The following is an 11,823-nucleotide window of genomic DNA, read 5'->3' as shown; positions in this document are numbered from 1 at the left end:
TTTCTGCTGTGTGCCGCGCGACGCGGCTGCCGTGGCATGCGAATGTGGTTCAACTTTACCGTGCCCATACGCACGCGGGGCAGGTTTACCTAGGTAACTCGCACGCGTCTGGCTAGGGTGGGGCGGGTGGAAGAAACCCGCGCACCTGTGCTGCTGATCCCTGGCTCGCCCGCCCTCGTGGCGGAGCTGTCGCCTGCCCACGCGCCGTCGCGCAGGATCGCGGAGGCGGTGCGTCACGCCGCAGAGCTGGCCCGCAACATGTACGGCGCGTCGCCGGTTGACATCGTCTGCCCGTGCGGTGAGCGCGACTACGCCTCCCGCACCGGGACGTTTGCCGCATGGGGCGCGCCGCAGGTGGACGTTGGCGGCGGCAACTACCTCGGGGAACTGCTCACCCGCTACCTTCTCGGCGAACGCACCTACCGCCCTGCGCGCGAGACCCTCGCCCCGCTTGATCCGGGCGCCCTGACCGTGGTTGTCGTGGACGGCCCCGCGGGGCTCACTCCGCGCGCCCCACTCGCGTTCATTGAGTCCGCCCCGGGCATCCACGAAGCGCTGAAACACTTCATCGAAACCGGCCGCGACTTGCCGGGGGCTGCGGCGCTGGCGCAAGCGGGCGTCGATAAGCACGAGCCCTGGGAGGCGCTGGCCGCACTCAACCCTGTACGCGCTGAGCTGGTAGACGCCGACGACACGCTGGGTGTCGGGCGCTACGTGGGGTTGTGGGAGGTGCGATGCTAACGCCGGTCGCCGTTGTAGGGCCCACCGCCAGCGGCAAGTCCGCGCTTGGCATCGCGCTTGCGCAGCGCCTGGGCGGGGAGATTGTGAACGTCGACTCCATGCAGCTTTACCGGGGCATGGATATCGGCACCGCGAAACTGCCGCCCGAGGAACGCGGTGGCATCCCGCACCACCTGCTGGACGTGTGGAAGGTCACGCGCACCGCATCCGTCGCGGAATACCAGGCCATGGCGGTGGATGCGGTGGAGGGCATCGCCGCGCGGGGCAAGGTTCCCATCCTCGTCGGCGGGTCCATGCTCTACGCGCAATCGCTTCTCGACGATTGGCAGTTCCCACCCACCGACCCTGCAGTGCGCGCCCGCTACGAGGCTCGTCTGGAGGATATCGGCGTGGACGCACTGCATGCGGAACTGGCCGAGGTGGACCCGGAAGCCGCCCGCGTGATCGAGGACAAGGATCCACGCCGTACCGTCCGCGCCTTGGAGGTTATTGAGCTGACGGGCGAGCCCTTCGCCGCGTCCCAGCCGCCCAAAGACGCGCAGCCGCGCTGGGGCACGCGCATCCTGGGCCTGCGCACCGACGCCACTTGGCTCAACCCGCGGATCGAGCTGCGCACCCGCCAGATGTTCGAGGCAGGGCTCGTCGACGAAGTGCGCGGGCTGGTCGCGCAGGGTCTACAGCGCGAATCCACCGCCGGGCGCGCCATCGGGTACGCGCAGGTCCTCGCGCATTTGGACGGGGAGCTTTCGCTTGACGACGCTATAGAGCAGACCATCATCGGCACCCGACGCTACGTGCGCCGCCAGCGCTCCTGGTTCAACAGGGACCCGCGCATCCACTGGCTCGACGCGGCGGGCGAGGACGTGGTCGGCGCGGCGCTTCAGGCACTGGGGGAGCATTAGACTCTCCTGCGTGAATACTGCGCAGTTGCCCTTCATCAAAGCCCACGCCACCGAGAATGACTTTGTGGTGGTGACCGACGTCAACGACGAGCTGGACCTCACCACCGAGCAGGTCGCGTGGTTGTGCGACCGCCGCGCCGGGATCGGCGGCGACGGGCTCCTGCGGGTGGTGCGCTCCCCAGAGACCGGCCGCTGGTTCATGGATTACCGCAACGCGGACGGTTCCATCGCGGAGATGTGCGGCAACGGGATCCGCGCCTTCGCCCACGTGCTAGTGGCCGAGGGACTGGAGGAGCGCGACGAGTTCGAGGTGGACACGCGTGCCGGCGTGAAGGTGATCAGGGTGCTGGCGGCCAACGGCGCGGACGCGACGTTCTCCGTGGACATGGGTCCCGTTGAGGTCACCGGTGTTTCCACCGCGCGCATGGGCGACTTCGAGTTCGCCGGCATCGGCGTCGACGTGGGCAACCCGCACCTGGCCTGCGTGATCCCGGGGCTTACCCCAGAGGAGCTGGCGGCGATGGAGCTGACCCAGCCGGAGTTTGACACCGAGTTCTTCCCAGCCGGGGTCAACGTGGAAATCTTGACTGAGCTAGCTGCAGCCGACGGCGACGGGGCTGTACATGGCGCGGCCGGCGACGGCGCGGTGCACATGCGCGTTTGGGAGCGCGGGGTGGGGGAAACCCGCTCCTGCGGCACCGGCACTGTAGCCGCGGCGCAGGCCGCGCTTGCCGACGCCGACATCGAGCACGGCCAGGTCACCGTCCATGTGCCGGGTGGCACCCTCACGATCGAGCTCCGCGATGGGCGCGCGCGGATGACTGGACCGTCGCGCATCGTCGCACGCGGTGTGCTGGCAGGGGAGCTGGCCTAGCGGCACCGGGGCCTCGCAGCGTCTTACGCGGGGCCGATTTCCTTAGCGGCCCGGCGCGCGTCGTCCCAAGCGGACTGCAGTTCAAACGCCCGCTGGTCGGCGACGTTGATGAGTTTCTCCAGCTTGGAGCGGTCAAGCAACGGGTCTTCTAAATAAGAGTCAATGCGCGCGACGAAGCGCCGCGCTGAGGACGCTCGTAAGAGGAACTCGTTGACCTCGGGCACCGAATTATCCGGGTTTGCCAGCGCCGGGTAATGCAGCGTGCGGTCCGCAATGTCGGCGGCGCTGGCGCCGTTTTGCAGTTGCTCGTACGCGTCCAACACCTCGCAGATGTCGTCGCGCGCGTAGCTCAGGGACGCATGGAGTGCTTCCACCTCTGCACTGGGTTGGTATCTGCGCCCAACCAGCACCACAAAGGCGATAAGGATGAGGGAAAGGATCAATCCCGGCAGGCGCAGCAGCACGACGAGCATGACTACGGCCGCGAGCACTAGCGCGCCGGCGAGGGCGCGGGAGAGGTCTCGGTCGGAGGATTTCATCGTGGTGCCTTTGCCCCCGGGGTTAATGGCCGCCGCAGTCGCAGGATCCGCCGCACCCGCCGCAGCCGCCGCCGGACGGCGCGGGGATGGATCCTGCCAGCAACGCGGTGCCGGCGATGACGCTGTCGCGCTCTGGGAGCTCCCCATCCGGCAGGCACACGTCGAACGGGAAGGCCGCGTCCACGGAGACGTGGATGAAGCGCTGGCCGGTGAGCTGGGAGGTGCGGTACTCCGCGCCCAGCACGCGCGCGGAAAACTCCGCGCTGGCATCCGGGGCGGCCGCCGCGCCGGAGGCAACCAGCTCGGCTCCGCGGGAGTGGACCTCGCCCAGCACCTTTCCCGGGTTGGACGTCAGGTATGCGTCCACAGAGTCGTAGCGCTGGTGGTCCAGAACCAAGGCTGTGACACCGAGCTCCTGCCACTGAAGCGTGGGCTCATCCACCACCAGCGGGCCTTGTGCCAGGTTCACCGTCGCGCTTGCCATGGTGTTGCCGTGCGGGTCCACCACATCCGCCAACGCAACCACGTCCGTCAGCGGCGTGATGTGCGCGTACGCGCGCGTGGTCGAGTCGAATCCTGCAAAGGTGGCGAAAGGCTCCACTGCCAGGATGTTCAGCTGCGCGCCGGAAGCATCGACGTATTGGATCAGCTGCCCGCCGCGTACCTCTCCGGTGACGGCCAGGGCGCCGGAGGCGATTGCGGCCTCCACGGCATCCTGCCAGCGGGGGAATCCGAGGCCGATCGCGGCCAGATCTGAGCTGATGGTGTCGTTCATGCCTGTACAGCCTACCGTCCGGCAACCTGGGGAAGAAAAGCGCGCGGGGTACTGTTCTATGAGGTATCAAGTGTGTAAGCGTGCTTGCTCGTGCCGGATTCGTGCGGGGGCGGGCCACAATTGCAAAAGGATTGCATGACAGTAACTGCCTTTGACAACCAGGAGTCCCGCCGGGACCCGCACGAGGAACTCCTCGCCCGCGCGTTCCGCCACAACGCCCCGCAGCCCGGCGCGGGGGAGAACGGGTACGTCGACCCGACTACTGGCGCGCTGGACTTGGAGGACCGCAATTCCCTGCGCCGCATTACCCGCGACACCGATATCCGCGCGGAAGAGCAGCAGGACGGATACGAGGTTGAGTACCGCAAGCTCCGCCTTGAGCAGGTGATCCTGGTCGGCGCGTGGACTGAGGGCACCACGGCTGAGATGGAAGCGAACATGCTGGAGCTTGCCGCGCTGGCGGAAACCGCTGGCGCCGAGGTGCTGGAGATGTTCTACCAGAAGCGCGACAAGCCGGATCCGGGCACGTACATCGGCTCCGGCAAGGTCAAGGAGCTCGCGGAGATTGTCAACGCCACCGGCGCGGATACCGTGGTCTTCGACGGTGAACTCTCTCCCGGCCAGATGGTGGCGCTGGAAGAGGCGCTGAAGGTCAAGGTGATTGACCGCACCATGCTCATCCTGGACATCTTCGCGCAGCACGCGAAGAGTAAAGAGGGTAAGGCGCAGGTCAGCCTGGCGCAGATGGAGTACTTGTACACGCGCACCCGTGGTTGGGGTGGCCAGCTGTCCCGTCAGGCTGGTGGTCGCGCCGGTTCCAACGGTGGCGTGGGTCTGCGTGGTCCGGGCGAAACTCGTATTGAGGCGGACCGTCGCCGCCTGCGCACCGAGATGGCGAAGCTGCGCCACCAGCTGCGCGACATGAAGACGGCGCGCGAAGTCAAGCGTTCCCAGCGCGCCCAGTCCACCATTCCCAAGATCGCCATTGCGGGCTACACCAACGCCGGCAAGTCCTCCCTCATCAATGCGATGACGGATGCCGGCGTGCTGGTGGAGGATGCGCTGTTTGCCACCCTGGATCCGTCGACACGCAAAGCCCAGCTCGCGGACGGCCGTTCCGTGGTGCTCACGGACACGGTCGGCTTCGTGCGCCACTTGCCTACCCAGCTGGTGGAGGCGTTCAAGTCCACCCTGGAGGAGGTCTCCGGGGCGGATCTGCTGCTGCACGTCGTGGACGGTTCGGACGCGTTCCCGCTCAAGCAGATTGAGGCGGTGAATGAGGTGCTGGCGGAAATCACGCGCGAGAGCGGAGAGGAGCTGCCGCCGGAGATCATCGTGGTGAACAAGATCGATGAGGCTGACCCGGTTGTGCTCGCCGAGCTGCGCCACGCATTCGACCGCACGGGGCGCGACGTCGTGTTCGTCTCCGCGCTCACGGGCGAGGGGATCGACGAGCTGGAATCGAAGATCGAAATGTTCTTGAACACCCTCGATGAGCACGTGACCATGCTCGTGCCGTTCACGCGCGGCGACGTGGTTTCGCTCCTGCACGAGCAGGGCACGGTCCGCTCCGAGGAGTATCAGGAGCAGGGCACGCTTATCGACGTTCGCTTACCCCGCGTCATCGCAGACCAGCACCGCCAGTTCGTGGTGAGCTCGTAGCGCTACCTACTGGGTGAGTTTGCTCGCCGCAGCGTCGTCCTGAACCTCCGTGACGTTGGGGTGGTTCTGGATCGCGCTGGCCGGGGAGTCCTCCGTGACCGGGCCCTCGACGAGCGCCTTGACAGCATCGGCCTTGTTCGCGCCGGTGGCGATGAGGATGAGGTGCTTCGCCTCCATGATGGTGCCAATGCCCTGGGTCAGGGCCTGGCGCGGCACCTCGTCCTCGCTTTCGAAGAAGCGGGCGTTGTCCGCAATGGTCTGCGGGTGCAGGTCGATCACGCGGGTGCGCGAGTTGTGCGGGCTGCCGGGCTCGTTGAACGCGATGTGCCCGTTCGCGCCGATGCCCAGGATCTGAATGTCTACGCCGCCCGCGTCCTTGATGGCCTGCTCATAATCTGCAGCGGCCGTCGCGGCGTCGGCAGCGGAGCCGTCGAGGGAGCGCACGTCAGCGTCTGTGATGTCGATGTGGCTGGTCAGCTCGCGGCGGATGGTGGCGTAGTAAGACTGCTCGTGCTCCTTGGGCAGGCCCACGTACTCGTCGAGGAGGAACGCCTTCGAATCGGCGAAACTCAAGCCGTCCTCGGTGTGGCGGCGGATGAGCTCTTGGTAGGTCGGCGTCGGCGTGGACCCGGTTGCGAGGCCCAGCGTCGCGCCCTCGCGGACGAACGGCTCGATGATGTCGGCGGCCGCGCGGCCAGCGTCCTTCGGGGTGGGGTGAATGATGATGCGCATGTGCAATGTCCTTCGGTTTTAGAGATCTACGAGCTTTACGCTACGCGTTGTCCGCTGCAGTACACCGCAACCGGACGGAATTTCGCGTCGAGTCCGACGAGGTCGGCCCGCTTACCGGCGGCAATGTCCCCCAAGGAGGGGTCGCGCAGCACCTCGGCAGCTGTCGTAGAGGTAAAGCGCACGGCATCGGCAGCCCCGCGACGGTTCATGAACCGAGCGAATTGTTCCGCAATAGTGGACGTGCCACCCGCGATTGCACCGTTGGCGATTCGCGCTACACGGTCGGTGACCGTGACATCTAGATGACCGAGGCGGTAGCAGCCGTCACACATGCCCGCTGCCTCCATGGCATCACTCACAGCGAAGGCGCCCGGGCCGTAGACGCTGTCAACCACAGCGTCGTCCAAATGCACACCGTCCGCGATGAGCTCAACATAGGCTTTCCCGCGCCGTGCGGCCGACAGCAGCGCGCCAACGGGACCGGGCTCGCGGTGATGCAACGGCGGCATAGCGTTAAACAGGTGAGTCGCCGTTACGGTGACACCCAGGTTATTTGCCTTCGCAATCACTTCAGCAGTGGTGGCGTGGTCGGTGTCCGTGTGTCCGAGACTGGCAATAATGTCGTGCTGTTTACAGAGTGCTAGAAGCTCGTCAACGTTGTCGGTTTCTGGGGCGAAAGTGATTGCTCGCACCGTGCCCCGCGCAGCCTCGATCACGGCGAGGAACATATCCGGGTCTCCGCCGGTGATCCGAGAGGGGTCCTGCGCGCCTGGCTTCGCGGGAGACACGAACGGGCCCTCCAGGTGAATACCGCGGATCAAGCCTTCGTCGACAAGCTGGGCGAGACGCTCAACTTGTAAGCATAGCTCATCGCGGTTTGCGGACACCGTACTCGCCAACATCGTCGTAGTGCCTTGGCTGCGGTGGTACTCGGCCGCTTTGCGGCATTCCTCGACGCTGCCGCTTGGGAACGCCCCGAGTGCCCCGCCATGGTTGTGTAGGTCAATGAAACCAGGCACCCACGTCAACGTTCCGGTGTTGTCTGAGGCACCTTTATCGGCAGGGTGAGGTTCGAAGTTCACCGAATCGATGTGAGTGCCGAAAGTGATCTCGCCGAAACCGAGGTCTCCTTGTGGAGAAAGTATTCGGCCCTGGACGCGTTGCGTTCCCTGCACGGTGAAGACTCCGTTCGTTCTGTGACGGGATGGACAAAAACTGGTTGGGAAAGTGTTCGAGGGCGTTTCTGCAGAGAAAATACCCGACTTCCCGCCGATCGTATGATGTACGATCTCCAGTATCAAGGGCCTTATTGAAAGGAGCGCTGTGCAGGCGGCAACCCTCGCATTGGATATTGGTGGAACGAAAATTGCCTACGGCCTCGTTCCGGATTCAGATCCGCAGACAGTGGTGGGTGAGGGAAGGCTGCCAGCGCATGCACATTCTGGTCGCATTGGGGCGCAGGTAACTCAGGCCGTTACCAATGCAATTAAAGAGGCGGCAAATTGCGGATTGGTTATTTCGCGCGTCGGTGCGGGTGCACCGGGCATTGTCCGACCGGAGGATGGCGTAGTAGTGCACGCTGGCCCAACTATCCCCGGGTGGGCTGGCACGGACCTTGGAGCGTTGATGCGCGCAGCATTCACTACACCTGAGAGTGGGCCAGGGGCACCCGACATTCCAGTCGCCGTGCACAACGATGTCCGCGTTTGGGCCTGGGGCGAGGATCACTTCGGTGCCGCAAAAGATATTGACGGCCGCGTCCTTTACCTCTCGTTGGGAACTGGCCTGGGGGGCGCTGTGGTGGACCGAGGGAAGTTAATCGAGGGCCCGACAGGTTCTGCCGGGGAATTCTCAGAGCTTCTAGTTGAAGACTGCCGTGGGCGCGCCGACCGAGCAGAAAATGTCGTTTCCGGTCCAGCACTCGCTGGCTACTATCGTGCGCTGTCCCAGGGTGATACAACCGATCGCATTCACTGGGCAGCTGAATCCAGCGACCAAATTACCCTGCGCGAGGTGATGGTGCGCTACCAATCGGACGACCCGGTAGCGCACCGGGTGCTCGACGGTAACCTCAGTGGTTTCGGTCGTGCTGTTGGCGCCTTGGCCAGCGCCTTTGACCTATCCGCCGTGGTGCTTGGTGGGGGAGTGACCGGTATTGGCAGCCCTGTCCTCGAACCGTTCATCCGCGGCTTTCGCAGTGCAGCGCTGGCCCCAAACCGTGATATCCCCGTGCGCACCAGCACGCTTGGCGGCAACGCCCCCCTTATCGCTGCGGCAGCTTACGCTCGAGCGCAGTTTCCTAATTCCTAAGGAGTCATCCCATGCCGTACACGTTTAACGCGACCAGCATCGAAGAGCGCGCTCGTGAAATTCACGATCTGATTCGCGGCAAGCTGATAGTTTCTGTGCAGGCACCCGAGGGACACGCCATGCGGGACACACACACCCTCACTCACGTCGCTCTCGCCTGTGTGGACGGCGGTAGCCCGGCGATCCGGTGCGGTGGATATGGCGGGCTCGACGACATCGCTTCTATCGCTCGTGCCGTAGATGTGCCCGTTTTTGGATTGACCAAGGAAGGGTCTACCGGGGTGTACATCACCCCGACGCGAGCGTCGGTCGTTGCAGTAGCCAAGGCGGGTGCCGCCGTGGTGTGCGCGGATGCGACATTGCGTCCCCGCCCGGACGGCTCTGACTTTGCAGACTTGGTTAAGGTCGCGCACGGTGAGGGTGTTGTCATCATGGCGGATTGTGCCACCCCTGAGGAGATGGAAGCGGCGCACGAAGCAGGTGCGGACATTATCTCTACAACACTCGCCGGGTACACGGAGCACCGTGAGAAGACTGCGGGCCCCGACCTTGACTGCCTGCGCGAGGGCCGTTCCCGCTGTGGTGACGACGCCTTCATCATTAGTGAGGGCCGCTTCTACACGCCAGCCGACGTTGCTCACGGCATTCTCGCTGGAGCCAACGCTGTGATCGCGGGTACTGCGATCACCGACCCGGGTTTTATCACCGCACAGTTCGGTTCTCTGCTGAGCTAAGGGGTTTCAGTTTCAATCGTTCTGCGCAGCGGAGCGTAGTGCTTATCGACGACTGCGTGGTAACCAGCCACGTCCCCGTCGGTTAGCCTATTCACAATTTCTCGGTGCATCTGCATGGTGACGTGCATATCCTCAGGCACAGGAACCTGCAGCATGGGAAGCGTAGCCATGTGAATCTCCCACAGTGCATCCGATAGCTCCACGAGGAGTGGGTTTGCTATGTCCGCGAGAAGAGTCTGGTGAAATTGCTGATCGAACTTAGCGAATGAGCGGCCAGCCGCGTGCTCTTCTTCCATCCTCTCGACAATCTTCAACAGTGGCCGCGAATCTTTGCTGGACCAAATCCGGGCGAGCTCTTGAGCGAGAGAATGGTCGATCGCACTCCGAAGATCCACGATGTTGCCCAGAGTGGCCAATGAACGGTCTGCGTCAAGGAGAATGCGAAGCGTCATGCCCTGGATTAGCGGGGCCATGCTCATTTTGGACACGTAGGTGCCGTGACCGTGCCGAACCTCAACAATGTCAAGCGAGCTCAAAGTTTGCATCGCCTCGCGTACAGAGGTGCGTGAGAGTCCGAGTTCACCGCACAGCGCTGCCTCGCTGGGCAGGCTATCGCCGGGTTGAAGCTGGTTAGTCCGGATGTAATCGAGGATGCCTTTCTGCGCCATAGAGGCCGCAGTGCCGCGTCTTTCCACCGGTCATTCCTCCTCTGTGCATTCCACTACGCGATAGATGATTTCAATCCTATGGGGGTAACCCAAAAAATTTCTGGGAAAAATGCGCAAGTGTATGACATCATACCTCTAAGCTAATCAGCGATCACACACCCACGCGATTGTGACGTGTGACATTGATTCAGTTCAGCTACTAGAAAAGAGAGGTTCCGCATGACCCCCAACAAGCGCGTCATCATCACCGGCATTGCGGCAATCGCCCTCACGCTTTCGGCCTGCTCTGGAAGTGACTCCGCTAGCTCTAACGGTGCCAGCGGAGCTGGCTCGGCCGGCGAGGCTACCCCGAGCGGTAACGGTGAGATCCACCTCGGTGTGGCGTACGAAACTACGAACTACCACCCGTCTCAGACTTCCTCGGCCCTCGCGCTTGGCGCGAACTGGCACGTTGTTGAGGGTCTGTATGAGTTCAACATGGATGACTACACGGTGTACCCGGCACTCGCTGCTGGCGAGCCGAATTGGTCGTCCGACACTGAATTTGAGGTGGACCTGCGCGATGATGCCAAGTTCTCGGATGGCACGGAGGTGACCTCCCAGGATGTCATTTCCTCCTACGAGCGTTCTATGGCAGAGGGCAACCTGTATGCATCGATGCTCAACTTCATCGACACGATTGAGGCAGTGGATGAGGACACGGTGAAGTTCACGCTGAACCAGCCGTTCTCCATTGCCACCAACCGTCTCGTTGTCGCGAAGATTGTTCCTGCGTCCGCCACCGACGACGAGTTGACTGCAATGCCGATCGGTAGCGGCCCGTATAAGTACGAGTCCATCACCGACTCCAAGCTTGAGGCGGTTCCTAACGAGCACTACAACGGTCCAAACAAGGCTGGTGCAGACAAGATTGTTTGGGACGTGATTAAGGACGACACCGCTCGTACCACCGCCGCTACTTCCGGCACCATTGACGTGATGGAGGCCGTGCCGGCCGCGTCTGCGCCGATGCTTGAGAGCGCGGGCATGACCGTCGCGGAAGTCAAGGGCTTCAACCTGCCGTTCCTGCTGTTCAACACCACCAAGGCTCCGTTCGATGATCCGCGTGTCCGTCAGGCATTCCTCTACGCGGTGAACACGGACATGCTGATTCAGAACAACATGGATGGAAAGGCAACGGCAGCGACCTCGTTCCTGCCGGAATCCAACCCCGCCTACAACAAGGCAAAGAACGTCTTCACCTACGACCCGGAGAAAGCTAAGTCCCTGCTTGAGGAGGCCGGTGTAACGGACCTGAACATCACGCTGCTCACCACGGATCACCCGTGGATCTCTGACCTCGCTCCGCAGATCCAGAACGACCTTCAGGCGGCAGGCATCAAGGTTTCTCTTCAGTCCGAGGCTTCTGCGTCCCTCTACGCCAACAACCTCGACGTTGACAACCCGACCTTTGATGTGGCGCTCGCACCGGGTGACCCGTCGGTATTCGGAAACGACCCGGCACTGCTCATGAACTGGTGGTACGGCGACAACGTGTGGACCAAGAAGCGTACCTTCTGGCAGCAGTCCGACCCGGAGACTTGGCAGGAGCTCCAGGACATCATCAACGAGGGCGCCGCGGCTGAGGGTGCTGAGCAGCAGGAGAAGTGGAACGAGGCATTCGACCTCATTTCTGAGGAGGTGCCGCTCTACCCGCTGTTCCACCGTACGATGCTGACTGGCTACAACCCGAACACGGTCGCGGACTTCAAGCCGATTGGTACCACCGGCCTGTGGGCAGTGACTGCTCGCTCCAACCGTTAAGACACTGTTCCGCTCAGACATCGATAGCAGCTGTCATGGTTGATCAGGGGTGCGACTCACCTGCGATAGAGCAGGAGATCCGC

Annotated in this window: 12 protein-coding genes; 7 read left to right on the top strand and 5 right to left on the bottom strand. The window is 63.3% G+C overall.

Features of this window, described 5'->3' with window-relative positions; genetic code table 11:
- The first annotated feature begins 126 nt into the window (after nt 1-126).
- From JZY91_RS06480 to dapF, 3 genes are read left to right on the top strand one after another with little or no spacing between them, the layout of a single operon-like run.
- The gene (locus JZY91_RS06480) at nt 127-741 is read left to right on the top strand and encodes a hypothetical protein (RefSeq protein WP_234947067.1); all 615 of its coding nucleotides are present in this window, start codon (nt 127-129) and stop codon (nt 739-741) included.
- A complete protein-coding gene (miaA, locus tag JZY91_RS06475; protein WP_234947066.1) occupies nt 735-1,643 on the top strand; it encodes a tRNA (adenosine(37)-N6)-dimethylallyltransferase MiaA in 909 nt (302 codons plus the stop codon). Before JZY91_RS06480 ends, miaA begins: the two co-directional genes overlap by 7 nt.
- Nucleotides 1,644-1,653: 10 nt before the next feature.
- A complete protein-coding gene (gene dapF, locus JZY91_RS06470; RefSeq protein WP_234947065.1) occupies nt 1,654-2,517 on the top strand; it encodes a diaminopimelate epimerase in 864 nt (287 codons plus the stop codon).
- Between the two features lie 23 nt (nt 2,518-2,540).
- On the opposite strand, the gene JZY91_RS06465 is transcribed toward dapF, so the two are convergent.
- A complete protein-coding gene (locus JZY91_RS06465) occupies nt 2,541-3,056 on the bottom strand; it encodes a hypothetical protein (RefSeq protein ID WP_234947064.1) in 516 nt (171 codons plus the stop codon).
- Between the two features lie 22 nt (nt 3,057-3,078).
- Complete coding sequence (locus JZY91_RS06460; RefSeq protein ID WP_234947063.1) at nt 3,079-3,831, bottom strand: hypothetical protein; 753 nt, start codon at nt 3,829-3,831, stop codon at nt 3,079-3,081.
- A gap of 135 nt (nt 3,832-3,966) precedes the next feature.
- Between JZY91_RS06460 and hflX the strand changes: the two genes are divergently transcribed.
- Entirely contained in the window at nt 3,967-5,493 is a 1,527-nt protein-coding gene (gene hflX, locus JZY91_RS06455; RefSeq protein WP_234947062.1) for a GTPase HflX, read from the top strand.
- 6 nt (nt 5,494-5,499) lie between these two features.
- On the opposite strand, the gene nagB is transcribed toward hflX, so the two are convergent.
- Together nagB and JZY91_RS06445 are read right to left on the bottom strand one after the other, a co-directional pair.
- Complete coding sequence (gene nagB / locus JZY91_RS06450) at nt 5,500-6,225, bottom strand: glucosamine-6-phosphate deaminase (RefSeq protein WP_234947061.1); 726 nt, start codon at nt 6,223-6,225, stop codon at nt 5,500-5,502.
- 35 nt (nt 6,226-6,260) lie between these two features.
- Entirely contained in the window at nt 6,261-7,400 is a 1,140-nt protein-coding gene (locus JZY91_RS06445) for an N-acetylglucosamine-6-phosphate deacetylase (RefSeq protein WP_370639284.1), read from the bottom strand.
- A 148-nt stretch (nt 7,401-7,548) separates the two neighbouring features.
- Between JZY91_RS06445 and JZY91_RS06440 the strand changes: the two genes are divergently transcribed.
- Both JZY91_RS06440 and JZY91_RS06435 read left to right on the top strand, forming a co-directional pair.
- Nucleotides 7,549-8,535, top strand: coding sequence for an ROK family protein (locus tag JZY91_RS06440; protein ID WP_234947059.1), 987 nt, complete (start codon nt 7,549-7,551; stop codon nt 8,533-8,535).
- 11 nt (nt 8,536-8,546) lie between these two features.
- Complete coding sequence (locus JZY91_RS06435; protein WP_234947058.1) at nt 8,547-9,269, top strand: putative N-acetylmannosamine-6-phosphate 2-epimerase; 723 nt, start codon at nt 8,547-8,549, stop codon at nt 9,267-9,269.
- Here JZY91_RS06435 and JZY91_RS06430 read toward each other — a convergent pair.
- Nucleotides 9,266-9,937 carry a FadR/GntR family transcriptional regulator gene (locus JZY91_RS06430; RefSeq protein WP_234947057.1) on the bottom strand — a complete coding sequence of 224 codons (672 nt, stop codon included), beginning with the start codon at nt 9,935-9,937 and terminating at the stop codon, nt 9,266-9,268. The two genes, JZY91_RS06435 and JZY91_RS06430, sit on opposite strands and share 4 nt — an antisense overlap.
- 219 nt (nt 9,938-10,156) lie before the next feature.
- Here JZY91_RS06430 and JZY91_RS06425 point away from each other — a divergent pair, with 219 nt between their 5' ends.
- Nucleotides 10,157-11,740 (top strand): ABC transporter substrate-binding protein, encoded by a 1,584-nt coding sequence (locus JZY91_RS06425; RefSeq protein WP_234947056.1) that lies wholly within the window; start codon nt 10,157-10,159, stop codon nt 11,738-11,740.
- Nucleotides 11,741-11,823 lie beyond the last annotated feature (83 nt).

Source organism: Corynebacterium sp. CNCTC7651 (assembly GCF_021496665.1).
In the GTDB taxonomy this organism is placed as follows: Bacteria; Actinomycetota; Actinomycetes; order Mycobacteriales; family Mycobacteriaceae; genus Corynebacterium.
The sequence above is the reverse complement of the archived record's forward strand: the minus strand, read 5'-3'. Positions and strand labels throughout refer to the sequence as shown.